This window comes from Bacteroides sp. 1001302B_160321_D4 (assembly GCF_015667765.1).
Classification (GTDB): Bacteria; Bacteroidota; Bacteroidia; order Bacteroidales; family Bacteroidaceae; genus Bacteroides; species Bacteroides xylanisolvens.
In genome coordinates this window covers 26,888-51,609 of sequence record NZ_JADPLO010000014.1, presented here as the reverse complement: position 1 = coordinate 51,609, position 24,722 = coordinate 26,888, and the positions used below count along the sequence as shown (strand labels likewise).

Below are 24,722 nucleotides of genomic sequence, written 5' to 3'. Positions count from 1 at the left end.
TACTGTTCTGTAACGAGTATTTATTCCACATTTATATGGTTATCATCCATTCTCAAATCTTCATTTTCCATTAGCTATTAAAGAAGTGAATTTACTAGGAACTTATTCTGAAACGATTGTTGACGGTGAAGGTATCAGGTTTTCTATTTATCTTGCCGGCTGCTCCCATCATTGTCCCGGTTGCCACAACCCGGAGAGTTGGAATCCGGGAGCAGGAGAAGAACTGACGGAGGAGAAAATACAGTCCATCATTCGTGAAATCAAAGCGAATCCTTTGTTGGACGGCGTTACTTTTTCCGGCGGTGATCCGTTTTTTCATCCGGAAGCGTTCCTGCTTTTACTGAAACGGGTGAAAGAGGAAACAGGGATGAACGTGTGGTGCTACACCGGATACACATACGAAGAAATTAAGGCGCAGCCTCGTTTGAGTGCCGCTCTTGATTATATTGATGTATTGGTGGACGGACGCTTCGAACAGGCTCTTTTCTCTCCATATCTGGAGTTCAGGGGAAGCAGTAATCAGCGGATTTTGAAGCTGAAGTAAATGTAATTCGACATTTAGAGTAAGTTGAATCCAGTAGTTGAGCACTAAAAAAACTTATTTTTCAAAGGAAACAAAAACACCTGTACCGTTGTTTTGTTTACCTTTACGAAACCAAGTGAATCATTTTTCATCACAGAGTAACGCGGCGCTTTTTGGTAGTCGGTGGGGCTTGCGTCTGTGTTTGTGTCTGCTTGATGGTGAAGAAATAAACGACTACTTACAAGAATAAGTTTTTATGGTACAATCAATAAATCCAACTCAAAAAAACGATGAGACCGATGGCTTGCCAATGCCTAAACGTATTTGGGCGGTGGTGTCTGTCGGCTTCGCTCTTTGTATGTCAGTACTGGATATTAACATCGTCAATATCGTACTACCTACACTTTCGCATGATTTTGGGACTTCTCCCGCTGTAACCACCTGGATTATCAACGGCTATCAGCTGGCCATCGTTATATCGTTACTGTCTTTTTCCGCTTTGGGTGAAATCATCGGTTACCGGAAAGTCTTTCTTTCGGGCATCGGACTGTTTTGCGTCACTTCATTGATCTGTGCCTTGTCCGATTCGTTTTGGACTTTGACGGTTGCCCGTATCTTTCAAGGGTTCAGCGCTTCCGCCATCACTAGTGTGAATACGGCACAGCTGCGTTACATCTATCCGAAGAGCCAGATCGGGCGGGGGATGGGGATCAATGCAATGGTAGTCGCCATATCGGCTGCCGCCGGACCATCTGTGGCGAGCGGTATTCTTTCCATTGCCAGTTGGCACTGGTTGTTTGCCATCAATGTGCCGTTGGGACTCACTGCATTGCTTCTCGGCATCAAACACCTGCCACGACAGGAGGAGCGTACGAAACGTAAATTCGATTATATCAGTGCCATCGCGAATGCGGTCACTTTCGGTCTGCTCATTTACACGCTGGACGGATTTGCCCACCATGAGAAAATGGACTTCCTTTTCATTCAACTGATTGTGTTGGCAGTGGTCGGTACCTACTACGTGCGCCGACAACTGACGCAGACCACTCCGCTGCTCCCTCTTGATCTGCTGCGGATTCCGATTTTCCGGCTGTCCATCCTGACTTCCATCTGTTCTTTCATAGCACAAATGACAGCGATGGTTTCTTTGCCTTTTTTCCTCCAGAACACTTTGGGACACAGCGAAGTCATGACCGGACTTCTACTCACACCGTGGCCGTTGGCTACGCTTGTCACGGCTCCGTTGGCAGGATATCTTGTCGAGCGCATCCACCCCGGTATCTTGGGAAGTGTCGGGATGGCTCTGTTTGCTGTCGGGCTTTTCTCGCTTTCCAGTCTGACTGCGGAGTCGTCCGATATTAGTATCATACTGCGTTTGATGCTGTGTGGGGCAGGCTTCGGATTGTTCCAGACACCGAACAACAGTACGATTATCTCTTCCGCTCCTACGCAACGTTCGGGCGGAGCCAGTGGTATGTTGGGAATGGCCCGCTTGTTGGGACAGACCACCGGGACAACATTGGTCGCATTGCTTTTCAGCTTTGTCGCTCATGACCGGAGTACAGCTGTCTGTCTTATGGTAGGAAGTGGATTTGCTGTTGTGGCGGCTATCGTCAGCAGCTTGAGACTATCGCAGCCTTCCACTCTATAAAAAAAGTATCCCGGATGAGAGAGGAGTGAATACCTGTTCTCATCCGGGATTGTTTTTTATGTCTTTCTTCTGTCGTTTGGTCTGTTAGAAGAAGAACCTTAGAATATCGTTGAAGTTAGCCCATATCAACAGACCGAAGAGTAGAATCATACCGGTCATTTGAGCGTATTCCATAAATTTGTCGCTCGGTTTGCGGCGAGCTATCATCTCGTAGAAGAGGAAGAGCACGTGGCCGCCGTCCAATGCGGGGATAGGGAGGATATTCATGAAAGCTAGAATGATGGAAAGGAAGGCTGTCATATACCAGAACTGGTGCCAATCCCATGTAGCAGGGAAGATGCTGCCGATCGTTCCGAAGCCACCTAGCTGTTTGGCTCCTTCTTTCGAGAAGAGGTATTTCATGTTTCCTACATATCCTTTCAGGGTCTTTACGCCGAGGGAGACACCTGCCGGGAAGGATTCGAAGAAAGTATATTCTTTTTTCACCATAGGGAGCAGGCGGTCTGTGACGAGACAGGCGGTTACACCCATCAGGTAGGCGGAGTCTACACGCATATTCAATGTGTCGGTTACGCCGCCACGCACATAGGTCAGTGTAATCAGGCGCGGATCTATGCTATCTTTGAGCAGGGTTTCCGCGTTTTTCTTACGTTCTGCCATCGCTTCTTTGAAGTCGGAGAAAGAAATCGGTGTTCCGTTCAGGGCGATAATGCTGTCACCCGGTTGGATGCCTGCTTGTGCGGCAGGAGAATTCACCATCACACTGTCTATCACATACGGGAAACGGTAGGAGGCAAAACGGATGCTGTCTGCCAGAAGACGTTGCATCAAGTCTTCAGGGATATAAACGGAGGCTTTCGCGCCGTTGCGGATAACGCTTACTTCGCGGGCGTCGGCAATCTGGCTCAACATATCGCCGTCATAACGTTCAAAAGGAACGCCGTCGGCAGAAAGAAGGATGTCGCCGTCCTGAAAACCTACGGATTTGGCCGTTTCGTTGAAATCCATACCGAGAGGAGCTTCCTGCACCTTTATATATTGGTCGCCCCACGCAAATAGAATCATCGAGTAGATGAACAGGGCCAACAGGAAGTTGAACAGTACGCCACCCACCATGATTAGCAGACGTTGCCACGCCGGTTTGGAACGGAACTCCCACGGTTGTTCGGGTTGTTTCATCTGCTCGGTATCCATCGACTCGTCAATCATACCGGCTATCTTGACATAACCGCCCAATGGCAGCCAACCTACTGCATATTCTGTGTCACTTTTCTTGGGCTTGAATTTAAACAGGGTGAACCAGGGGTCAAAAAATAAGCAGAATTTTTCTACACGCACCTTAAACAAACGGGCAAAAAGAAAATGCCCGCCTTCATGAATGATAACGAGCAAAGATAAGCTCATAATCAATTGCAGGGCACGAATCAAAAATGTTTCCATATAGTCTATTTACAATTTAAAGCCTTCACTGGATTCTCTGCCAAAGAGAAGATATAAAGGCTATTTTCAATTTATATTAATACTAATCAATTTCTCTATTTTCTTTATTCCTCTACGAAATGAATTATATCAGACTTGCTGCTATCTTTCTTGCTTCCGCATCGGTAGCCACATAATCATCGTAGGTCGGGTTGGCAATGAAGGTGGCCCGTTCCATTGTTTTTTCTATCACGTCGCTCATGCCGAGGAAGCTGATGCCGTCTTTCAGGAAAGAGGCTACCACTACTTCATTGGCGGCATTAACGATGCAAGGCATGTTCCCTCCGCGATACATCGCTTCGTAAGCGAGTGCCAGATTGCGGAAACGTTTCGTGTCGGGTTGCTCAAACGTCAGGTTCGTGCATTTGGAGAAATCGAGCCTGTCGAAAGAAGAACTGATACGGTCGGGATAGGAGAATGCATACTGGATGGGCAGGCGCATATCGGGCATGCCCAACTGTGCTTTTACAGCTCCGTCTTCAAACTGCACCATCGAGTGAATGACTGATTGCGGATGCACAACCACCTCAATCTGACTGGGTTGAACACCGAACAGCCATTTGGCTTCGATCACTTCAAAACCTTTATTCATCATAGAAGCAGAGTCAATCGTGATTTTTGCTCCCATTTCCCAATTGGGATGTTTTAAGGCCTGTGTCTTAGTCACGGACTTCAATTGTTCCAAAGTGTAAGTGCGGAACGGACCTCCGGAGGCAGTCAATATCACTTTCTCAATCGGATTGCCCACTTCTCCCGCTAAACACTGAAAAACGGCGGAGTGTTCAGAGTCTACCGGCAGAATCGGAGTGCGATATTGTTGTGCCAGCTGGTTAATCAGTTCACCTGCTACTACCAATGTTTCTTTATTTGCCAATGCAATCGCTTTCTTGGCGCGGATCGCGTTGATTGTCGGCTTCAGTCCGGCATAACCGACCATGGCTGTCAATACCATATCAATAGGACCCGCTTCCACAATCTGACAGATAGCGTCGGTCCCTGCATACACCTTGATAGGCAGGTCGCTCAATGCTTCTTTCAGTTCGGAATACTTTTCTTCGTTGGCTATCACTACCACTTCCGGCTGAAACTTCCGTGCCTGGGCAATCAGTAGTTCCACACGATTGTTGGCTGTCAGTGCGTATGCTTCGTACAGGTCGGGATGCTCTTCGATGACTTGCAAAGCCTGCGTCCCGATAGAACCTGTGGAGCCTAGAATAGCTATTTGTTTTTTCTTTTTATTAGTCTCTATATTCATTTTATCTATTTCTTCCTATTTTGTTGACAAACATATCATCGCTGATTATCACTTATATCTCATCACTCGCCATATCTTATCATTCATCATTGATAACCTAAAAAACAATGTATTTTTCCGGATTCACCGGGTGACCTTTATACCAAAGTTCGAAGTGCAGGTGCGGCCCTGTACTAAGTGTTCCGCTATTTCCTACCAGGGCGATGGCTTCGCCTCCTTTCACCCGTTCACCTTCCTTTTTCAGGAGAGAGCCGCAGTGTTTGTAGATTGAAATTAAATCCTGGTTGTGTTGCACGCCAATCAGATAACCGGTTTCAGCCGTGTATGTACTAAGGATGACGGTTCCGTCCATGGTTGCCAGTACGCTTTCGTTGGGATTGGCGGCAATGTCAGTGCCGTAATGTTTCTTTTCGGCATTGAAGTGGTCGGACACCATGCCTCGTGTCGGACGGTATAATATCAATCCGGTCACGTCCGGTTGGGAAGTGATGGAGGTCAGATTGTATTTTTCATTCTCCTCATATTGGCGGCGGAATTCTTCTTCCCGCTTGGTTCGTTCCATCAACGTGTCTTCACGGGCAGCAGTCAGCGAATCAAGCGTTTGCACGCTGTCGATAGGCACTTTCCCGCTGAAAATGTCCTGAATGTTCATGATGTAGAGGTTCTGCTTGTTGAGCACTTGTTGCAAAGAGTCTACACGCAGCGCATTGTCTACAATCTGTGTACGGACTTCACTGTTCATATATCCCGGAAGATAATTGCGCAACGGGGTGAAAGTAATGATGCAGGAAGCAATCAGGAAAAGCACTGCCAGCACGCAAAGTAAAACGGATAGTCCATTGAGCTTGGATACACGAAGTCCGACAATTTCTTCAAGTGTATTTTCATTAACGATCGTTAGTTTATACTTGAACTTGAAATTTTTCCAGAAAGCTTTACTTCGTCTTCTCTTTGGCATCTCGGATATTTACTATTTTACGATTTACTATTTACTATTTTCAGTTGATGAGTGACTCATCGTTTTATTTGTTCTCATCGGTCATCTTCCAACTCTTCCAGATTGAGCAACCCTTCGGGAAGCTCCACGGTGATGAGTTTCTGTTTCTGGTCTATCCCTACGATAAATTCCTCCTGGGCGGGAACGAGTAGTTCCTCTTCTTCTCTTTCAACCACAAAAAGGGTGTTTACCGTAGTGGTATCCACATCTATCACTTCTCCCAGAGGTCCGTGATGAATGTCTTCCATTTGGAAACCGATAAAGAAGTTCCAGGACAATTCGCCGTCTTCCGCTTCTTCCGCATGCTTTACGGGGAAGTAAACTTCAATGTTGGTGAACATTCGGGCACGTTCGGCGGTGTCTATTCCTTCCAGTTTTACCAAAGCGGTGGAGTCAGAACGGAAACGGTATTCTTCAATGAAGAAGGGCACGAAAATACCGTCGAGCAGGCATATCAGATAATCGCAGTCCACACGGTCGAAAATGTCGTCGGTAAACGTAAACTGCAATTCGCCGTGAATACCATGCGGTTTATTGAATAATCCTATCTTATATACTTCTTCTTTCTTTATCATATTCGGGTGATTCTGGCTCCGATAGCGTTCAGACGTCCTTCGATGTTCTGATAACCACGGTCTATCTGTTCGATGTTACTAATGGTACTCGTTCCTTCGGCACTCATGGCGGCAATCAGAAGGGCGATACCGGCACGTATATCCGGTGAAGTCAGGCGGGCACCGCGCAACTTGAAGCCATGATTGTGTCCGATGACTACGGCACGGTGAGGGTCGCAGAGGATAATCTGTGCACCCATATCGATTAGCTTGTCCACAAAGAACAGGCGGCTTTCGAACATCTTCTGATGGATCAGTACGCTGCCTTTGGCTTGTGTGGCTACAACGAGCATCACACTAAGCAAGTCGGGAGTCAGTCCCGGCCAGGTGGCGTCGGCTATCGTCATGATGGAGCCGTCGATGAATGATTCTATCTGGTAGGTTTCCTGTGCGGGAACATAAATGTCATCTCCTCTCTGTTCGAGCTTGATGCCTAGGCGGCGGAAGCTCTCGGGGATGATTCCAAGGTTTTCGTAAGAAACGTTCTTGATGGTAATTTCGCTTTTTGTCATGGCTGCCATACCGATAAAACTGCCGACTTCAATCATATCGGGCAATACGGTGTGTTGCGCGCCATGCAATTCTTCCACACCTTCAATAGTAAGCAGGTTGGAGGCAATTCCGCTGATTTTCGCTCCCATCCGGTTGAGCAACCGGCAGAGTTGTTGCACGTAAGGTTCGCAGGCAGCGTTGTAGATGGTAGTAGTGCCTTTGGCAAGCACGGCAGCCATTACGATATTGGCTGTTCCGGTGACGGATGCTTCGTCCAGCAGCATATAGCTTCCTTGAAGTCTGTCGGCTGTTATTTCATAAATGCCCCGTCCTTCATCATAACGGAAGTCCGCTCCTAAATTCTGAATACCTACAAAGTGAGTATCCAAACGGCGGCGACCGATTTTATCTCCTCCCGGCTTGGATATCAACGCTTTGCCGAAACGTGCCACCATAGGGCCAATCAGCATGACAGAGCCTCGCAGACTGGAGCATTTCTTTAAAAACTCATCGCTTTCCAGATAAGCCAGGTCTACATTCTCTGCTTTAAAACTATAAGAATCAATGCCTTTCTTTGCAACCGTCACTCCCATCTCGCGCAAGAGCTGAATCAAGTTGTTGACATCAAGAATGTCAGGTATATTGTTCACCGTTACTTCCTCTGCGGTTAGCAATGTGGCACAGATTATCTGCAAAACTTCGTTTTTAGCTCCTTGCGGGTGAATCTCTCCGCAAAGCCGATGTCCTCCTTCGATTACAAATGAAGCCATTAATTAAAGTATTAAGTGTGATTAAAGTATTAAGTATCAAGTATTAAGTATTAACCGTACGGTATCGCACGCTAAGTAAATAAGTAAAAGAAATCCAACCAGTGCCAACAAATGGCTGCGATTAATACTTTATACTTAATACTTATTTCCTATTTTCTTAGTATCTTCTCTTGTTGTTCTGACGATTATTGGTATAGTTCGTCTTCGGACGATAGTTCTGGTTCAGGCGTTCTGCCATCAGCCGGACGATATCGTCAGTCATTTGGAGTTCCCCGTTGGAGAGTTCGTACAGGTCTTCGGCGATCTTTTTGTCGTCCACTGTATCTTTGTTCCATGCCAGGTAGTCCTTTTTCATGTGGTTGCAGATGAGGGCAATCAGGTTTCTCTTTTCGTTTCCTTCGGGGAATTCGATTGCTTTCTTTATCAGCACTTCCAGTGTGCGTCCGTAGTGGCGATAACGCATACGGGCAGTGGAGTAGGGGATCGGATCCGGGCGGGTCACCAGGTTGTCCTTACGGATGATTTCATACGGGTAGTCAATATCCAGCTCAAAACCGGACATGATAGCCAGGTGATCCCAGAGCTTGTGCTTGAAGTCGGGCACATCACGCAAATGGGGGAACATATTTCCCATAATGTTGATGATGGTGTTAGCACAACGCTGACGTTCTGCACGATCCTGAATGGTCAACGCATAATCTACCATGTTCTGGATGCTACGCCCGTATTCGGGAAGCGGCATTCTTTTCTGTTGAGTATTGTATTGCATTTATTTAATTGAAAGTTTAAAATTAAAAATTAAAGAAGTTTTTTCGGCATGGAAGCAACGAATTCTTTCAAGTAGAAAGGTTCGAAGTAAGCCACGTCTTTATAATCTTCGTCGGCTATTGCTTTTTCTGCCAGCGGGAACATCATTTTAGCCAACGGGTGAATATTGTCGATAAAATGTGCGTTCGGATGCGTAATCTGTTCGCGGCATTTGTCGGCCCCGTTTCCAAAGAAATAAACCGGCTGCTCGTTCAGAAACTCCAAGTAAGAGTTTTCGTCTACAATATCGGCAGCTACTGCACGTTTCACCTGAAGTCTGCGGTCATAAACGGCTGCGTATACTTCCATGCGGCGGGCGTCGATCATCGGACAAAGCAAAGCGTCCTCGGGCAAGTCGTGATACAACAACACCGGAACAGTCAATACTTCCAGCGTCGGAATACCGATCAATGGGACGTTACGTCCGTAACAAACTCCTTTCGCCATAGAAACCCCGATTCGAAGTCCGGTATAAGAACCCGGCCCGCAACTCACTGCGACTGCATCCAAAGGGATGGCATGACTGTCTATGAAAGACAACGCTTCATCTACAAAAACTCCTAAAGACACGGCGTGTGAAGGGCCTTTCAAATCTTCTTTCACAAAAATCGTCTGTCCGTCTTGACTGGCCGCTACCGAGCAAACAGAGGTAGAGGTTTCAATATTCAGTATACACGACATAAAAATCAGCTTATTAAATTGTCGCAAATTTACATGATTATTTCCAATTCTTAAAATATTCGTGTACTTTTGCACAAAACTTTAAGGTTATGATACAGTCTATGACAGGATACGGCAAAGCTACGGCCGAACTTCCTGATAAAAAAATAAATGTAGAAATCAAGTCGCTCAACAGCAAGGCAATGGATTTATCCACTCGCATCGCTCCGGCGTATCGTGAAAAAGAGATTGAAATCCGTAATGAGATTTCTAAAGTGCTGGAACGTGGAAAGGTTGATTTCAGCCTGTGGATCGAGAAGAAAGAAACGGCAGAAAATGCGACTCCTATCAATCAAGTATTGGTGGAAGGTTACTACAAACAGATTTTGGCAATCTCGCAGAATCTTGGTATTCCTGTTCCTGCCGACTGGTTTCAGACATTGCTCCGTATGCCGGATGTGATGACTAAAACGGAAATCCAGGAACTGACCGACGAGGAATGGAAAATGGTGCATGCCACTGTGCTCGATGCTATCAGTCATCTAGTAGATTTCCGCAAACAGGAAGGTGCTGCACTGGAAAAGAAGTTCCGTGAAAAGATCGCCAATATCTCAAGCCTGCTCGAAAAGATCGCTCCTTACGAAAAAGAGCGTGTGGAAAAAGTGAAAGAACGCATCACGGATGCTCTCGAAAAGACATTAAGTGTGGATTACGACAAGAACCGCTTGGAGCAGGAATTGATCTATTACATTGAGAAACTGGATGTCAATGAAGAAAAACAACGCCTTAGCAACCATCTGAAATATTTCATCAGTACAATGGAAAGCGGTAACGGACAAGGTAAGAAACTTGGTTTTATCGCCCAGGAAATGGGTCGGGAAATCAATACGTTAGGTAGCAAGTCCAATCATGCCGAAATGCAGAAAATCGTTGTTCAGATGAAAGATGAGTTGGAGCAGATTAAGGAGCAGGTGTTGAACGTGATGTAATTTACTCACAATAAATTCATTTACGATAATTCATTTACGATTAGACGATTTACGATGTGCGATTGAAGTTAGTATTGCGAAATAATAGTGTACACATTTGGGTATTTATAAATTCAAAAAGTAATATCAACCGTACATCGTAAATCGTCTAATCGTAAATAACTTAATGTCAAATAAACTTTAATAATGACCGGTAAACTAATTATTTTCTCTGCCCCGTCAGGTTCGGGCAAATCTACTATTATCAATTATCTGCTGACGCAGAATTTGAATCTTGCGTTTTCTATTTCTGCTACCAGCCGTCCTCCGCGTGGGACGGAGCAGCACGGAGTGGAATATTTCTTTCTTACGCCGGAGGAATTCCGTTGTCGCATTGAGAACAACGAATTTTTGGAGTATGAGGAAGTATATAAGGACCGTTATTACGGAACGTTGAAGGCACAAGTGGAAAAGCAACTGGAAGCAGGTCAGAATGTTGTGTTTGACGTTGATGTGGTAGGTGGATGTAATATCAAGAAGTTTTATGGTGACCGTGCGTTGTCAGTGTTCATTCAACCGCCTTCGGTGGAAGAATTACGTTGCCGGTTAGAAGGGCGCGGAACGGATGCCCCGGAAATCATTGAAAGCCGTATTGCTAAGGCGGAATATGAATTGGGCTTTGCTCCGCAATTCGATTGTGTGATTGTCAATGACGATTTGGAAGCAGCGAAGGCAGAAGCGTTGAAAGTAATCAAAGAGTTTTTAGCCGAAGAATAAGACTTGAGAATGTACAAGAAGAATTGTAACACCCGAAAATGGATGTATCTGTGTGCCGTCACCGGTGTGATGAATCTTCTTGCTTTTATTGTATGCCTTTATTTTCAACAATGGTTCATAAGCGGCATTGCGCTACTTCTCACAATCAGACAAGCTATTGTTTTACCGAAGTGGAGAAAGAAAATAAAGCAAGAAAGAATAGCGGAAAATGAATCAAGTTAAAACAAGAAAAACCGGAATCTTCAGCGGGTCATTCAATCCGATTCATATCGGGCATCTCGCTTTAGCCAATTACCTTTGTGAGTATGAAGGGTTGGATGAAATATGGTTTATGGTAAGTCCGCAGAATCCTTTGAAAACGAAGGTAGAGTTATGGAGCGACGAGCTTCGTCTTCAATTAGTGGAGTTATCCATCAGTGATTATCCTCGTTTTCGAGCTTCAGACTTTGAATTTCATTTGCCCCGTCCTTCGTATAGCGTATATACACTGGAAAAACTTCGTGAAACGTATCCTAACCGGGAATTTTATTTCATTATCGGTTCCGATAATTGGGAACGTTTTGGACGCTGGTATCAGTCCGAACGCATCATTAAAGAGAATCAACTCCTCATTTATCCTCGTCCCGGCTTTCCGGTAAAAGAAGAGGAATTGCCGGAAACCGTGCGTCTCGTTCATTCCCCTGTTTTTGAAATCAGTTCCACTTTTATTCGGGAAGCCTTGAGTGCAGGGAAAGATATTCGTTACTTCCTGCATCCGAGAGCTTGGGAGGCTATTAAGAAAGATAATATACGCCTTTGAATATATTATAATATGTGTCCGGCAGAATATAACGGATAATTTGTCAGCCACTCTTGTTCCCGATAATCTGACATGGAAAAACGGATGCCATGTAGTTCTGGATTCTTTTCAACAAAAGAACGCAGACTTTTCGACTGTAAATTTTCTTCAGCTTTCACTTCGACCGGAATAATACAGATTTCTTTTTGCAAAAGGAAATCCAATTCTCCTTTGGAAGTATCTGAAGACCAGTAATAGATATTCAAGCCTTTCACTGATTTCAGTTGTTGTAACACATATTGTTCGGTAATTGCTCCTTTATAATCGGTAAATAAAACATTGCCTTCCAATAATGCTTGTGGGGGGAGTCCGCTCATTGCTCCCATTAATCCGGTGTCTAGCATAAACAGTTTGAATGCGGAAAAATCTTCGTAGGCCGATAAAGGTATTCCACCTTTCTTTACCCGGTTTACTTTATAAATAAGACCGGCATCTATCAGCCATTCTATGGCCAGTTCAAAATCCTTGGCTCTTGCTCCTTCTTTTATAACTCCATAAATGAATTTGCGATTTTCTTTAGCCAGTTGTGCAGGAACCGAACGCCACACCATACGAATCTTAGGGACTTCGGCAATAGGAGCGTGTTTGGAAAAATCACGGTCATAAGAATCCAGTATGTTTTGTTGCAACTGGCGGACTTCGGTATAGTCTTTATGCTCAATAAATGCATTGACTACTTCGGGCATTCCTCCTACGAAATAGTACTGTTTAAGGAAGTCGGTGAATTTAGAACGGAAGGTAGAAATGAGGTTCCAATCTTGCTTTGCAAGCAAGCTGACAAAAGACTCTTGTCCGATAGCTTCTAAAAACTCGGAAAAAGAAAGTGGATATAGGTCTATAAAATCGACTTTTCCCACCGGGAAAGAGTCATTTTGATGCATAGCGATGCCCAGTAAAGAACCAGCTGCAATAACATGATACTGTGGCGCTTTCTCCAGGAAATATTTCATGGCTGTCAAGCCGCGTGGGGCTTCCTGAAGTTCGTCAAAAAGAATTAAGGTATCTGTATCTACTACTTTTCCGGTTACTAACTGGATAGCCATCAAAATACGTTCGATATCAAAATCTTTTTGAAAAACCTCTTTCATCACTTCATTGTCTTCGAAGTTGATGTAGGCAAACTGTTTGTAAGCAGTAGCCGCAAACTCTTTCATAAGCCATGTCTTTCCTACCTGACGGGCTCCGCGAATAATCAAAGGCTTTCGTGTAGACTTTTCTTTCCAATCGTACAATTGTTGCATTGCATTTCTTCTCATACTTCTTTCTTTTATTGTCAGCTACTTATAGGTACAAATGTAAGCACTAAAAAGGATAATAACAAAAAGTCGTACCCTAAAAGTGTGGTATTTAACAAAAAGTTATACCCTAAAAGTGTGGTATGTTACAGAAAGTCGTATCAGAAAAGTGTGTGATGTTGCTATTTTTGTTTGTTATTGTACCAAGTCACGATACCTTACTCCGTCAATCGATGAAGAGTAATGACGATGATTTCTGCCGGAGCACCGACACGGATCGGTAACTTTGAAGTTCCTATTCCGTTTGTTATAATCAAAGGAATTTTTGCTGTATTATATGCCAGTCCGGTGATAAAACGATTGCCGTAGTGTGAGTTCAGTGCCGGGGCGACTCCGAATACACGGACTTGTCCGCCGTGTGTATGTCCTGCGAGAGCGAGGTCTGTATTGGCTACTGAAACATCTTCTATGTAATCCGGCGTATGAACTAGTAAGATGACAAAATCTTTGGGAGAGAGTGCCAAAGTGGGTGATACTCCGTTGCGCCCCAGATCGAAAGGATTGCGCACTCCGGCGATAATAATCTGCTGGCCGTCTTTACGCAGCGTGTCTACTTCGTGTTCTAACGGACGCATTCCGTAATGTTTCATTGTGTTCACAATATCGTCGTGGCAACGTTCGTAATCATTATTACCCATCACTCCATAGGTTCCCATTGGTGTCTTTACACGTGCAAGTGCGGAAAACAAAGGTTTTACATATTCGCAACCTTCCTGATAATCACCACCCATCAAAAGAACATCTGCTTTTTGGGCAATCAATAAGCGGACAAGGTCGTTCAATCCTTTCTCTTTCAGCAGGCTTTTGTAATGTAAATCGGAAATGAAAGCGATGCGGAAACCTTCAAAAGCTTCAGGTACATCGCGGTGGGTGAAGTCGTATTTTACTACACGGTCCACTCCTGTATAAACAGATGACACATCTACGCTGGAAGAGGTTATTTGGGTTCCACGGAGCATCCGGTCGGATTCGTACGCGTCGGTATCAGTCTCCTTTTTCTTTGTATGTTGCTTTTTGTTTTTAGAAACAGCCAGTGCTTTGAGTTTCGAGTGGTCGGGAGCGAACAGTCCGGCAATGGCGTTAGTCGTATCCGGATAAATGGAATCAGTATGTAAGACAGGGTGCGGCAAGCTAGTCACCATATTCTTTTTCGACTTGCAGGAAACAAGCAAAAGCAATGCCAACAGGATAACAGGGTAGATTGTTTTCTTCGTCAGTGGATAAATCGTTTTCTTCATCAATGGGATATTTATTTTTTTCATCAATGGGGTATTTATTCTTTTCATCAATAGGGTATTTATTTTCTCCATCACAGGAGCATTTATTTTCTTCATCTTCTCTTAGTTTGAAGTTTTCTAGGGTGCAAAGATACGAAAAATCATGTATCTTTGTCCGTCAAAACTCTTTATAATATATTAAAGTATGGAAGAAGTAAAGCGTAACTCGCTACAAGCATGGATATTAGCTGCACGTCCCAAAACTCTTACAGGAGCTATTACCCCTGTTCTGATAGGTACAGCTCTCGCTGCGATGGACGGGCATTTTCACTGGTTGCCGGCACTGATCTGCTGTCTGTTCGCAAGTCTGATGCAAATTGCCGCTAATTTCATCAATGACCTTTTCGACTTCCTCAAAGGGACAGATCGGGAAGATCGCCTGGGACCCGAACGTGCTTGTGCACAGGGATGGATTTCTCCGCAAGCGATGAAAACCGGGATTATTATTACGGTTGCTCTTGCCTGTCTTATCGGTTGCACATTACTTTTCTTTGCCGGATGGGAACTGATTGTCGTAGGAGTGTTTTGTGTATTATTCGCCTTTCTTTATACCACCGGGCCTTATCCTCTTTCTTACAACGGCTGGGGAGATGTACTGGTGATTGTTTTCTTTGGATTTGTGCCTGTTGGCGGAACATATTACGTGCAAGCGCTAACATGGACGCCGGATGTCACTATCGCCTCTCTGATTTGTGGACTATTGATTGATACGCTACTGGTAGTCAATAACTACCGTGACCGGGAAGCGGATGCGCGCAGTGGAAAAAGAACGGTAATCGTTCGTTTCGGTGAGAAGTTCGGCCGCTATTTTTATTTGATGCTGGGTGTTACAGCTTCTTTTCTCTGTCTGTGTTTCCTTCGTGAAGGTCATTTTTTAGCCGCTCTTCTTCCGCAACTCTATTTGATTCCTCATTTCCTCACCTGGAAACGGATGGTGAAAATATATAGTGGTAAAAAATTAAACAGCATATTAGGCGAGACTTCGCGTAATATGCTGTTTATGGGTGTTCTTATTGCAATAGGAATGTTGGTAAGTTGAGAATCATTTCCCATACATCTTTTCGTAGTAACCCTGATAATCTCCGCTGGTAACTTCTTCCACCCAAGCTTGGTTGGCCAAGTACCATTCGATTGTCTTTACGATACCGACTTCGAATTTTGTTTCGGGATACCATCCTAAAGCATTTGTAATCTTTGTAGGATCGATGGCGTAACGTTGGTCATGTCCCAGACGGTCTTTAACGAACGTAATCAGATCTTCATTGATCCAGTCGATCGAAATATTTCCGTTTTCGTCTTTCACCTTCTTTTTGAGAACCTGGCGATATTCGGGCTTCTCTGCCATCAGACGGTGGATAGTTGAAATAGTCAGTTTTACGATTTCGAGGTTTGTCTTCTCGTTATGTCCGCCAACGTTGTACACTTCTCCGTCTTTACCTTCACGTACAACGAGATCAATCGCTTTGCAGTGATCTTCTACATAAAGCCAGTCGCGTACATTACTGCCGTCACCGTAGACGGGGAGATGTTTTCCTTCGAGGATATTCTTGATAATCAACGGAATCAATTTCTCCGGGAAATGGTACGGACCATAGTTGTTTGAGCAGCGGGTAATTGTTACCGGCATTTTATAAGTATCATGGTAAGCCATCACTACCATGTCTGCGCTAGTCTTAGAGGCACTGTACGGGCTGTGAGGACAAAGCGGGGTTGTTTCTGTGAAATACCCTTCGGCTCCCAGTGAACCATACACTTCGTCGGTGGATACCTGATGATAGCGTACACCTTTTCTCCAGGTAGGGTATCCTTGTTCATCTTTTCCCATTACCCATGCGCGGCGTGCACAATCCAATAAGTTCTGTGTTCCGAGAATGTTGGTAATCAGAAACAGTTGCGGATTTTCAATGCTGCGGTCAACGTGACTCTCGGCAGCGAAATTCACCACATAATCAAAACGATACTCAGCAAAAAGACCGTCTACCACATCACGGCTGCAAATGTCTCCTTTGATAAAGACGCAGCGTTCGTTGTCGATGTCTTTGGCAATCGTTCCTAAGTTACCTGCATACGTCAAAGCATCCAATATCACGACTTTGATGTCGTTATGTTTGGCCAAGATGTATTTGATGTAATTTGCCCCGATAAATCCTGCGGCACCGGTCACTAGATAAGTTTTCATATTTTATTCTATTATGTTGATTTTAGGATTGTTTTGCCAATTCGATGAGATACTTTCCGTACTCGGTCTTTTCGAGTTGTTGACCTAACAGAAGCAATTGCTCCGTCGGAATCCATCCCTGACGCCAGGCGATTTCTTCAATACAGCTGACGTAGAAACCTTGCCGGTTCTGAATAGTGGCCACGAAGTTGGATGCTTCCAGCAGACTATCGCAGTTACCCGTATCCAGCCATGCGAATCCGCGGCCGAAGAGTTCCACTTTCAATGTGCCTTCTTCCAGATACAGGCGATTCAGGTCTGTAATCTCATATTCTCCACGTGCTGAAGGACGAAGAGCTGCCGCTTTTTCCGTCACACTGGCATCATAGAAATAGAGTCCGGGAACAGCATAATTACTTTTCGGCACTTCCGGTTTTTCTTCCAGTGAAATAACTTTCCCTTGTTCGTTAAATTCCACTACACCGTATGCGCGCGGGTCTTTTACATAGTAGCCGAAGATGCAGGCGCCTTTTTCTATATTGGCAGCCCGGCGGAGCATGGCAGAAAAGCCTTGTCCGTAAAACATATTATCCCCAAGAATCAGACAGCCCGGTTCACCGTTCAGGAAATCGGCTCCCAATACGAAAGCCTGTGCCAGTCCGTTAGGTTGTTCCTGTATTTTGTAGGAGAAAGACATACCCAGCTCCTCACCCGTTCCCAGCAAATCCCGGAACATAGGCAAGTCACGTGGAGTCGAAATAATCAACACTTCGCGTATTCCTGCCAACATCAGTGTCGACAATGGATAGTAAATCATCGGCTTGTCATACACAGGCATGATTTGTTTGGAAATCGCTTTGGAAAGCGGATAAAGTCGGGTGGCACTACCACCGGCCAGAATAATTCCTTTCATGTTCGTCTGAGTTATTCATTAACAGTGTGCAAAGGTCGGAAAGAATTCCGACGTGGCAAAATTTTAAAATAATTTTTCAGTCAGGCGGGGACATTTATTTTATTTGTCCGCCAGTTCGATAACTTCCAAGTCCTGAAACGCCCCTTGATTGATAACAAAACGCACCAAAGTCCGCACCTTATGGAAACCAGACATACCCGCAGCTCCCGGATTGATATGTAACATATCCAGCGTTTTATCATACTTCACCTTTAATATATGCGAATGTCCGCTGATAAAAAGCTTGGGCGGTCGCGTCATCAGACTACCGATGATGGAAGGATCATACTTTCCCGGATAACCGCCGATATGTTTTATCAGTACTTCCGCACCATCCACCGTGAAACGATTTATTTGAGGATACAGTTTTCTGATTTCCTGTCCGTCAATGTTTCCGTACACCGCCCGGAATGGACGGAATGCGGCTAACTTTTCCGCTACTTCCAGTGAACCGATGTCTCCGGCGTGCCAGATTTCGTCGCACGGTTCAAAATATTCCAGGTATTTCTCATCCCAGTAAGCGTGAGTATCAGATAATAATCCAATTCTTGTCATAAAATTCTTTGTTTAATCCCACAAAGATACTATATTTGGAAAAATCTTAAAGCACATGGAAAGCAAATATAATTATTTCAAGCGAGATATAAGTTGGCTCTCATTCAATTACCGCGTATTGTTGGAGGCTCTGGACGAGCGTCTGCCGCTTTACGAACGTATCAACTTCATCTCTATCTACTCTTCCAATCTCGAAGAGTTTTACAAAATCCGTGTAGCCGACCATAAAGCTGTTGCTTCCGGCGCTACGGAAAGCGATGAAGAAACCGTACAGTCAGCCCGCGAACTGGTAGAGGAAATAAATAAAGAAGTCACCCGCCAGCTGGATGACCGTGTACGCATCTATGAACAAAAAATACTGCCTGCCCTGCGCAAAAATCATATCATCTTTTATCAGGACAACCATGTAGAACCGTTCCACCAACAGTTTGTCAAAGACTTTTTCCGGGAGGAAATCTTTCCCTACCTGCAACCTGTGCCTGTATCCAAAGATAAAATTGTCTCCTTCCTGCGGGATAACCGCCTTTACCTGGCAATACGAGTCTATCCGAAGAAAGAAGAAAAAAACAAAGGAGAAGAACCTAAAGAAAATATAGAAAAATATACCGGAGAGTGCATAAATGAAAGAAATGACGGAGAAGGTATAAAAGTAGGCATGGAAGCAGCAAGGCCAAATGTAACAGACCTCCGACAACCCCTTTACTTTGTGATGAAACAACCCTACGCCAAAGTGCCCCGCTTCATCGAACTTCCGTCTCGCGAGAAAAATCATTATTTGATGTTTACCGAAGACATCATCAAGGCAAACCTCAACCTGATCTTCCCCGGCTACGATGTCGACTCCAGTTACTGCATCAAAATTTCCCGTGATGCTGATATATTGATTGACGACACCGCCAGCAGTGCCGACCTCGTCGCCCAACTCAAGAAGAAAGTGAAGAAACGCAAGATCGGTGACGTCTGCCGTTTCGTCTACGACCGTGCTATGCCTTCTGAATTCCTGGACTTCCTTGTGGATGCCTTCCGTATTCAGCGTGACGAACTTGTCCCCGGTGATAAGCATTTGAACCTCGAAGACCTACGTCATCTTCCCAACCCGAACAAATCCCTTCATAGCCTCGAAAAACCGAAGCCGATGAAGCTGACCGTCCTCGATGAGAAAGAATCCATTTTCAATTACGTCGCCAAAAAGGACCTATTATTATATTACCCTTATCACTCTTTCGAGCACTTTATCCACTTTCTATATGAAGCCGTGCACAACCCGGAAACCCGTGAAATCATGGTAACTCAATACCGCGTAGCGGAAAACTCCGCCGTCATCAACACCCTGATAGCCGCCGCCCAAAACGGCAAGAAAGTCACCGTATTTGTGGAACTGAAAGCCCGCTTTGATGAAGAAAACAACCTTGCCACCGCCGAAATGATGCAAGCCGCCGGTATCAAGATAATCTACAGCATCCCTGGTTTGAAAGTGCACGCCAAAGTAGCCTTGATCCGTCGTCGCGGATTAAACGGTGAGAAAATCCCCAGCTACGCCTACATCAGCACCGGCAACTTTAACGAAAAAACCGCCACCCTTTACGCCGATTGCGGTCTTTTCACCTGTCGCAAAGAAATAGTGGCCGACCTCTATAACCTCTTCCGTACCCTGCAAGGAAAAGAAGACCCGAAGTTCACCACCCTTTTGGTAGCCCGTTTCAACCTCATTCCCGAATTGAACCGCCTGATCGACCGCGAAATATCCCTCGCAGACGAAGGCAAGCAAGGACGCATCATCCTAAAAATGAACGCCCTCCAAGACCCTACCATGATAGACCGCCTCTACGAAGCCTCCGAACACGGTGTACAAATCGACCTTATCGTCCGTGGTATCTGTTGTCTTATCCCCGGACAGTCATACAGTCGTAACATCCGTGTCACCCGTATTGTAGACAGTTTCCTCGAACACGCCCGCATCTGGTACTTCGGCAACGACGGCACCCCCAAAGTATTCATGGGCTCTCCCGACTGGATGCGCCGTAACCTCTACCGCCGCATCGAAGCCATCACCCCCGTTCTTGCCCCCGACCTGCGTGACAACCTGATCGAAATGCTCGACATCCAACTCGCCGACAACCAAAAAGCCTGCTGGGTAGATGATAAGCTGCAAAACATATTCAAAAAAAGAACACCCGGCACCCCTGCCGTCCGAGCCCAATACACCTTCTACGACTGGCTAAACAAAACTAACAGCTAACATCAAATCCTTTCCGCAGCAACTATGCTGCGGAAAACACATCATTGCAAAACACATCATTACAACCATACCCCAGCCCCCCCATCGTACATACGATCACAATGACCTGCACCCCGCATGGTTTCCCGGCCTACTTTTTTCTCCGTCAAGCGAGCGCCCGTAACGTAGCGTCAAGAAGGGCAGACTGTTTGAGCGTAGCGAGTTTCTGCCCTTTAGCGAAGTGAAGGAAGCGAGTAGGAGAAAAAAGTCAGCCTTGAATTTTTCTTTGCTTCTTTCTTTTGTTTCAAGACAAAAGAAAGATGATTACGAGATAAAAGAAAGACGATTGTAATACAATTGTAACATGTATGACACCTCCCTGCAACGTCAAATCCCGTCCTTTGCAACTGGAAACAACATACACATATTATTTATGGAGACTATTTATTTATGCATTATCATCTTCCTCTTCGTCCTTGCCGTCTTCGATCTGATAGTCGGAGTCAGCAATGACGCAGTCAACTTCTTAAACTCCGCGGTAGGTGCCAAAGCCGCTTCGTTTAAAACCATCCTTTTCATAGCCGGCGTCGGCATATTTATTGGCGCCTCTCTATCCAATGGCATGATGGACATAGCCCGGCACGGCATCTACCAGCCCGAGCACTTCTACTTTGCCGAAATCATGTGCATTCTGTTAGCCGTCATGCTGACCGACGTAGTACTGCTGGACGTATTCAACTCCATGGGTATGCCCACCTCCACCACCGTTTCACTAGTTTTTGAACTACTCGGAGGAACCTTCGCCCTCTCACTTATCAAAGTACATAATAGCGACACCCTCGGTTTGGGCGACCTCATAAACACCGACAAAGCCCTTTCCGTCATCATGGCCATTTTCGTATCCGTCGCCATCGCCTTCTTCTTCGGAATGATCGTACAATGGCTGGCCCGTGTGATATTCACCTTCAACTATACGAAAAAGATGAAATACAGCATTGCCCTCTTCGGAGGTGTAGCCGCTACCGCCATCATCTATTTCATGCTTATCAAAGGACTGAAAGACAGCTCCTTCATGACCCCCGAAAACAAACACTGGATACAAGACAACACATTAATGTTAATCGCCGTCTTCTTCGTGTTCTTCACCGTGCTAATGCAAATCCTTCACTGGATGAAAATCAACGTTTTCAAAGTAATTGTATTGATGGGCACCTTCGCCCTCGCTCTCGCTTTTGCCGGCAACGACCTTGTCAACTTCATCGGTGTTCCCCTCGCAGGCTTCTCCTCTTTTATGGACTATACCGCCAACGGAGGAGGAAATCCGAACGGCTTCCTGATGACCTCCCTGCTGGGGCCCGCCAAAACCCCGTGGTATTTCCTTATCGGAGCCGGAGCCGTTATGGTCTACGCCCTTTGTACTTCTAAAAAGGCACATGCCGTAATTAAAACATCCGTCGACCTTTCCCGTCAAGATGAAGGAGAAGAAACATTCGGAAGTACCCCGATTGCCCGTACAGTAGTCCGCATCAGCATGACACTTGCCAACGGAATCTCCCGCATTATGCCAAGTGGCAGCAAAGAATGGTTTGACTCCCGCTTCCGCAAAGACGAAGCTATCATTGCCGACGGAGCAGCTTTCGACCTTGTCCGCGCTTCTGTCAACCTGGTATTAGCGGGTCTGCTCATCGCCTTGGGAACTTCCCTGAAACTTCCTCTTTCTACCACCTACGTAACCTTCATGGTAGCTATGGGTACCTCCTTGGCCGACCGTGCCTGGGGACGTGATTCTGCTGTTTATCGTATTACTGGCGTATTAAGCGTCATCGGTGGCTGGTTCATCACTGCCGGAGCTGCCTTCACCATCTGTTTCTTCGTAGCCCTCGTACTTCATTATGGAGGAAATATCTCTATCATCGCACTCATCGGTATAGCTGTATTCATCCTGATCCGTAGCCAAGTGATGTACAAAAAACGCAAAGCGAAAGAACAAGGTAGCGAAACTCTGAAGCAACTTATGCAAGCCACAGACAGCACAGAAGCCCTGCAACTGATGCGTAAGCACACCCGTGAAGAACTTTCCAAAGTGCTGGAATATGCAGAAACTAACTTCGAACTGACCGTCACTTCTTTCCTCCACGAAAATCTTCGAGGACTGCGTCGTGCTATGGGTTCCACAAAATTTGAAAAACAGCTCATCAAACAGATGAAACGTTCCGGCACCGTAGCCATGTGCCGCCTCGACAACAACACCGTACTCGAAAAGGGACTTTATTACTATCAAGGCAACGACTTTGCCAGCGAACTGGTTTACAGTATTTCTCGTCTCTGCGAACCTTGCCTGGAACATACCGACAACAACTTCAACCCATTGGATGCCATTCAGAAAGGTGAATTCAGCGATGTTGCCGAAGATATTACATATCTGATTCAGCAATGCCGTAAGAAAATGGAAAACAACGAGTACAACAATCTGGAAGAAGAAATCCGTCGTGCCAACGACCTCAACGGACAACTTTCGCTATTGAAACGTAAGGAACTGCAACGTATCCAAAGCCAATCAGGAAGCATCCGGGTTAGCATGGTATATCTCACGATGGTTCAGGAAGCACAGAACGTAGTCACTTACACCATCAACTTAATGAAAGTAAGCCGTAAATTCCAAATGGAGACTGAAATGCCGTAAAGGCTGGAAACGATAACGTTCTTCACTGGAAAAAAACGAATGATAACTCGAAAGGAAAGGACTGTTTGATAAACCCTATTTATATAAGTGAGGGCATGTCAAACAGTCTTTTCTTTTTAGAAAGTGGTTGGATAAAAAAGCTCTGTTCTTTAGCATTTGATTTGATAAAATTGTATATTTATAGTCGGTAAGATATTTGAGACGATTTAAAATGCAATGGTATAAAAATGAAATGAATGAAATATCAATTAGAAATAACCACTTTACTGGTTCCTGTCAATGTGCATCAGTTGTTTGAAAAATGTGAATGGCCCGAACTAAACAGTTTTGACAAAGAAATGGTTGAGAACTATTTCTCTGATTTGGTAAATGGCATTCAAACCGATGAGGCTTTGGACGATTGGACGCTGACCGTTGTCCTTTATATCGGCACTTATTTGGGAGCCAGCCATATCAGTATCCGGAAACATGGAATCACTGATACGGCAACAAAAGAAAAAGTGTTGACGATCGGTATACCTCTCCCTTGCAGTAAAACCGTTCGTTGGGGAGTGAAGAAGAAAGAACGTTTTACCGGTAAAACACCGGATGAAAGCTATAGGAGGAATAACAGGCTGCTTCCCGTCTACTTTGCGAAATATGATACTATGGGAACCTATATTGAAGATAACATCCGGATAGCCCTTTTGAATTTGTTTGAAGTAGGTTTTACCTTGAAAGGATATAAAGTAAAGAAACGGTGATAGTAACTGAATCGTAATCAAACTTCCTTTTCATAGGGATTAAACTTGCTTATTCCGGCAGGAAAACATATCTTTGTTGGTAAGAAAACTATAACCGCAAGTTCTGATTATAAAACCGGAACTTTTGATTATGTAATCAGAAGTTTCAGTTATAAAACCAGAACTTGCGGTTTTAGTTTGCCCTAAGGGAAAAAGAACTTTTCTTCTAGGGGAGAACAAGTTTTCTACCTATAGCTAGGATGTTTTCTATTAGTAATCAATATTTCAAATAAACTTTAGTACTATGGCAATGTATGTAATGGAAGAAATGCCCGATATTCATGGAACGGGCGAACAAGTACTTTATCCGCGGTTTGCAATGATGGATCAGGTTTCTACCGAGGAGCTGATACGTCAGATAGCATCCAGCAGTGGTTTTAATGTCGGAGATGTGGAAGGCGTAATTACACAAATAGGTATTGAGATGGCACATCAGATGGCAGAAGGCAAGTCTGTGAAGCTGGATGGCATTGGAACATTCTCTCCTTCGTTGGCGTTATGCAAAGATAAAGAGCGTGAAAAGGCCGGAGAAGGCGAAACCCATCGTAACGCACGAAGCATTGTGGTGGGAAACGTGAACTTTCGTGTAGACAGGAAGATGATAAGGCGTATCAATGGAAGATGTCTGCTGGAAAGAGCCCCGTGGAAGTCGCAACGTTCTTCACAGAAGTATACTCCGGAGCAACGGCTTGCATTGGCTGTTAGATATTTGGAGGAACATCCTTTTTTGACAGTCTACGAATACCGGAAGCTGACAGGTCTGCTGCGCACAGCGGCTACCAATGAATTGCGCCAATGGGCGTATACGCCTGGTTCCGGTATCGGGATTGATGGCAGAGGAACACATCGGGTGTATATAAAGAAAACATAATTCATCATATTTGTATGATGATACTTTGAGATTTTGAATTAAGAGCATTGGGGGAATTGCGGTGAGGGCGCTTTTCTTCAGGGACGTGCTTGAGTGATAA

At 45.0% G+C, this 24,722-nt stretch carries 22 protein-coding genes; 10 read left to right on the top strand and 12 right to left on the bottom strand.

Annotated features, from left to right (window positions below; translation table 11 throughout):
• The first annotated feature begins 85 nt into the window (after positions 1 to 85).
• Both nrdG and KFO40_RS07835 read left to right on the top strand, forming a co-directional pair.
• Positions 86 to 544: an anaerobic ribonucleoside-triphosphate reductase activating protein gene (gene nrdG, locus KFO40_RS07840; RefSeq protein WP_008026567.1), complete on the top strand. Its 459-nt coding sequence runs from the start codon at positions 86 to 88 to the stop codon at positions 542 to 544.
• A 235-nt stretch (positions 545 to 779) separates the two neighbouring features.
• A complete protein-coding gene (locus tag KFO40_RS07835; RefSeq protein ID WP_087320439.1) occupies positions 780 to 2,174 on the top strand; it encodes an MFS transporter in 1,395 nt (464 codons plus the stop codon).
• An 84-nt stretch (positions 2,175 to 2,258) separates the two neighbouring features.
• On the opposite strand, the gene rseP is transcribed toward KFO40_RS07835, so the two are convergent.
• The 7 genes from rseP to tsaB all read right to left on the bottom strand — a co-directional run bounded on the left by rseP (position 2,259) and on the right by tsaB (position 9,269).
• Positions 2,259 to 3,614 (bottom strand): RIP metalloprotease RseP, encoded by a 1,356-nt coding sequence (gene rseP, locus KFO40_RS07830; RefSeq protein ID WP_004317003.1) that lies wholly within the window; start codon positions 3,612 to 3,614, stop codon positions 2,259 to 2,261.
• Positions 3,615 to 3,738: 124 nt separating this feature from the next.
• On the bottom strand, positions 3,739 to 4,908 hold the full coding sequence (locus KFO40_RS07825; protein ID WP_004317002.1) for a 1-deoxy-D-xylulose-5-phosphate reductoisomerase: 1,170 nt from the start codon (positions 4,906 to 4,908) through the stop codon (positions 3,739 to 3,741).
• A 97-nt stretch (positions 4,909 to 5,005) separates the two neighbouring features.
• Positions 5,006 to 5,866 (bottom strand): M23 family metallopeptidase, encoded by an 861-nt coding sequence (locus KFO40_RS07820; RefSeq protein ID WP_004317001.1) that lies wholly within the window; start codon positions 5,864 to 5,866, stop codon positions 5,006 to 5,008.
• Positions 5,867 to 5,940: 74 nt separating this feature from the next.
• Positions 5,941 to 6,480: a ribosome maturation factor RimM gene (rimM, locus tag KFO40_RS07815; RefSeq protein ID WP_117684054.1), complete on the bottom strand. Its 540-nt coding sequence runs from the start codon at positions 6,478 to 6,480 to the stop codon at positions 5,941 to 5,943.
• Complete coding sequence (gene murA / locus KFO40_RS07810) at positions 6,477 to 7,781, bottom strand: UDP-N-acetylglucosamine 1-carboxyvinyltransferase (RefSeq protein WP_008641268.1); 1,305 nt, start codon at positions 7,779 to 7,781, stop codon at positions 6,477 to 6,479. Before murA ends, rimM begins: the two co-directional genes overlap by 4 nt.
• A 157-nt stretch (positions 7,782 to 7,938) precedes the next feature.
• Complete coding sequence (locus KFO40_RS07805) at positions 7,939 to 8,550, bottom strand: DUF4290 domain-containing protein (protein WP_004316998.1); 612 nt, start codon at positions 8,548 to 8,550, stop codon at positions 7,939 to 7,941.
• A gap of 29 nt (positions 8,551 to 8,579) precedes the next feature.
• Positions 8,580 to 9,269, bottom strand: a complete 690-nt coding sequence (gene tsaB / locus KFO40_RS07800; protein WP_004316997.1) for a tRNA (adenosine(37)-N6)-threonylcarbamoyltransferase complex dimerization subunit type 1 TsaB — start codon at positions 9,267 to 9,269, stop codon at positions 8,580 to 8,582.
• An 89-nt stretch (positions 9,270 to 9,358) separates the two neighbouring features.
• Between tsaB and KFO40_RS07795 the strand changes: the two genes are divergently transcribed.
• The 3 genes from KFO40_RS07795 to nadD all read left to right on the top strand — a co-directional run bounded on the left by KFO40_RS07795 (position 9,359) and on the right by nadD (position 11,792).
• Positions 9,359 to 10,237: a YicC/YloC family endoribonuclease gene (locus tag KFO40_RS07795; RefSeq protein ID WP_004316996.1), complete on the top strand. Its 879-nt coding sequence runs from the start codon at positions 9,359 to 9,361 to the stop codon at positions 10,235 to 10,237.
• Between the two features lie 186 nt (positions 10,238 to 10,423).
• Positions 10,424 to 10,993 (top strand): guanylate kinase, encoded by a 570-nt coding sequence (gene gmk, locus KFO40_RS07790; RefSeq protein WP_008641270.1) that lies wholly within the window; start codon positions 10,424 to 10,426, stop codon positions 10,991 to 10,993.
• 208 nt (positions 10,994 to 11,201) lie between these two features.
• On the top strand, positions 11,202 to 11,792 hold the full coding sequence (nadD, locus tag KFO40_RS07785; RefSeq protein ID WP_049702168.1) for a nicotinate (nicotinamide) nucleotide adenylyltransferase: 591 nt from the start codon (positions 11,202 to 11,204) through the stop codon (positions 11,790 to 11,792).
• Positions 11,793 to 11,797: 5 nt separating this feature from the next.
• On the opposite strand, the gene KFO40_RS07780 is transcribed toward nadD, so the two are convergent.
• On the bottom strand, positions 11,798 to 13,087 hold the full coding sequence (locus KFO40_RS07780) for an ATP-binding protein (protein ID WP_211146233.1): 1,290 nt from the start codon (positions 13,085 to 13,087) through the stop codon (positions 11,798 to 11,800).
• Between the two features lie 197 nt (positions 13,088 to 13,284).
• Entirely contained in the window at positions 13,285 to 14,364 is a 1,080-nt protein-coding gene (locus KFO40_RS07775; protein WP_211146244.1) for a metallophosphoesterase, read from the bottom strand.
• Positions 14,365 to 14,548: 184 nt separating this feature from the next.
• Between KFO40_RS07775 and KFO40_RS07770 the strand changes: the two genes are divergently transcribed.
• Positions 14,549 to 15,442 (top strand): 1,4-dihydroxy-2-naphthoate polyprenyltransferase, encoded by an 894-nt coding sequence (locus KFO40_RS07770; RefSeq protein ID WP_211146232.1) that lies wholly within the window; start codon positions 14,549 to 14,551, stop codon positions 15,440 to 15,442.
• Between the two features lie 3 nt (positions 15,443 to 15,445).
• Here KFO40_RS07770 and rfbB read toward each other — a convergent pair whose 3' ends face one another.
• The 3 genes from rfbB to KFO40_RS07755 form a co-directional block, all read right to left on the bottom strand.
• On the bottom strand, positions 15,446 to 16,582 hold the full coding sequence (gene rfbB, locus KFO40_RS07765) for a dTDP-glucose 4,6-dehydratase (RefSeq protein ID WP_008641275.1): 1,137 nt from the start codon (positions 16,580 to 16,582) through the stop codon (positions 15,446 to 15,448).
• Positions 16,583 to 16,604: 22 nt separating this feature from the next.
• Complete coding sequence (rfbA, locus tag KFO40_RS07760; protein ID WP_004316988.1) at positions 16,605 to 17,474, bottom strand: glucose-1-phosphate thymidylyltransferase RfbA; 870 nt, start codon at positions 17,472 to 17,474, stop codon at positions 16,605 to 16,607.
• 99 nt (positions 17,475 to 17,573) lie between these two features.
• Entirely contained in the window at positions 17,574 to 18,068 is a 495-nt protein-coding gene (locus KFO40_RS07755) for a metallophosphoesterase family protein (protein WP_009038686.1), read from the bottom strand.
• A gap of 55 nt (positions 18,069 to 18,123) precedes the next feature.
• Between KFO40_RS07755 and ppk1 the strand changes: the two genes are divergently transcribed.
• From ppk1 to KFO40_RS07735, 4 genes are all read left to right on the top strand, one after another.
• Entirely contained in the window at positions 18,124 to 20,307 is a 2,184-nt protein-coding gene (ppk1, locus tag KFO40_RS07750; protein WP_211146231.1) for a polyphosphate kinase 1, read from the top strand.
• Between the two features lie 412 nt (positions 20,308 to 20,719).
• Positions 20,720 to 22,969 (top strand): inorganic phosphate transporter, encoded by a 2,250-nt coding sequence (locus KFO40_RS07745; protein ID WP_008017861.1) that lies wholly within the window; start codon positions 20,720 to 20,722, stop codon positions 22,967 to 22,969.
• 236 nt (positions 22,970 to 23,205) lie between these two features.
• Positions 23,206 to 23,712: an Imm9 family immunity protein gene (imm9, locus tag KFO40_RS07740; RefSeq protein ID WP_134985584.1), complete on the top strand. Its 507-nt coding sequence runs from the start codon at positions 23,206 to 23,208 to the stop codon at positions 23,710 to 23,712.
• A 283-nt stretch (positions 23,713 to 23,995) separates the two neighbouring features.
• Positions 23,996 to 24,622, top strand: a complete 627-nt coding sequence (locus KFO40_RS07735; protein ID WP_015531513.1) for an HU family DNA-binding protein — start codon at positions 23,996 to 23,998, stop codon at positions 24,620 to 24,622.
• Positions 24,623 to 24,722 lie beyond the last annotated feature (100 nt).

What these genes read in the sequence shown, in the direction of transcription:
- KFO40_RS07835 (WP_087320439.1), top strand. Translation starts at nt 780, where the DNA reads ATGGTACAATCAATAAATCCAACTCAAAAAAACGATGAGACCGATGGC.
- rseP (WP_004317003.1), bottom strand. Translation starts at nt 3,614, where the DNA reads ATGGAAACATTTTTGATTCGTGCCCTGCAATTGATTATGAGCTTATCT.
- KFO40_RS07825 (WP_004317002.1), bottom strand. Translation starts at nt 4,908, where the DNA reads ATGAATATAGAGACTAATAAAAAGAAAAAACAAATAGCTATTCTAGGC.
- KFO40_RS07820 (WP_004317001.1), bottom strand. Translation starts at nt 5,866, where the DNA reads ATGCCAAAGAGAAGACGAAGTAAAGCTTTCTGGAAAAATTTCAAGTTC.
- rimM (WP_117684054.1), bottom strand. Translation starts at nt 6,480, where the DNA reads ATGATAAAGAAAGAAGAAGTATATAAGATAGGATTATTCAATAAACCG.
- murA (WP_008641268.1), bottom strand. Translation starts at nt 7,781, where the DNA reads ATGGCTTCATTTGTAATCGAAGGAGGACATCGGCTTTGCGGAGAGATT.
- KFO40_RS07805 (WP_004316998.1), bottom strand. Translation starts at nt 8,550, where the DNA reads ATGCAATACAATACTCAACAGAAAAGAATGCCGCTTCCCGAATACGGG.
- tsaB (WP_004316997.1), bottom strand. Translation starts at nt 9,269, where the DNA reads ATGTCGTGTATACTGAATATTGAAACCTCTACCTCTGTTTGCTCGGTA.
- KFO40_RS07795 (WP_004316996.1), top strand. Translation starts at nt 9,359, where the DNA reads ATGATACAGTCTATGACAGGATACGGCAAAGCTACGGCCGAACTTCCT.
- gmk (WP_008641270.1), top strand. Translation starts at nt 10,424, where the DNA reads ATGACCGGTAAACTAATTATTTTCTCTGCCCCGTCAGGTTCGGGCAAA.
- nadD (WP_049702168.1), top strand. Translation starts at nt 11,202, where the DNA reads ATGAATCAAGTTAAAACAAGAAAAACCGGAATCTTCAGCGGGTCATTC.
- KFO40_RS07780 (WP_211146233.1), bottom strand. Translation starts at nt 13,087, where the DNA reads ATGAGAAGAAATGCAATGCAACAATTGTACGATTGGAAAGAAAAGTCT.
- KFO40_RS07775 (WP_211146244.1), bottom strand. Translation starts at nt 14,364, where the DNA reads ATGAAGAAAACGATTTATCCACTGACGAAGAAAACAATCTACCCTGTT.
- KFO40_RS07770 (WP_211146232.1), top strand. Translation starts at nt 14,549, where the DNA reads ATGGAAGAAGTAAAGCGTAACTCGCTACAAGCATGGATATTAGCTGCA.
- rfbB (WP_008641275.1), bottom strand. Translation starts at nt 16,582, where the DNA reads ATGAAAACTTATCTAGTGACCGGTGCCGCAGGATTTATCGGGGCAAAT.
- rfbA (WP_004316988.1), bottom strand. Translation starts at nt 17,474, where the DNA reads ATGAAAGGAATTATTCTGGCCGGTGGTAGTGCCACCCGACTTTATCCG.
- KFO40_RS07755 (WP_009038686.1), bottom strand. Translation starts at nt 18,068, where the DNA reads ATGACAAGAATTGGATTATTATCTGATACTCACGCTTACTGGGATGAG.
- ppk1 (WP_211146231.1), top strand. Translation starts at nt 18,124, where the DNA reads ATGGAAAGCAAATATAATTATTTCAAGCGAGATATAAGTTGGCTCTCA.
- KFO40_RS07745 (WP_008017861.1), top strand. Translation starts at nt 20,720, where the DNA reads ATGGAGACTATTTATTTATGCATTATCATCTTCCTCTTCGTCCTTGCC.
- imm9 (WP_134985584.1), top strand. Translation starts at nt 23,206, where the DNA reads ATGAAATATCAATTAGAAATAACCACTTTACTGGTTCCTGTCAATGTG.
- KFO40_RS07735 (WP_015531513.1), top strand. Translation starts at nt 23,996, where the DNA reads ATGGCAATGTATGTAATGGAAGAAATGCCCGATATTCATGGAACGGGC.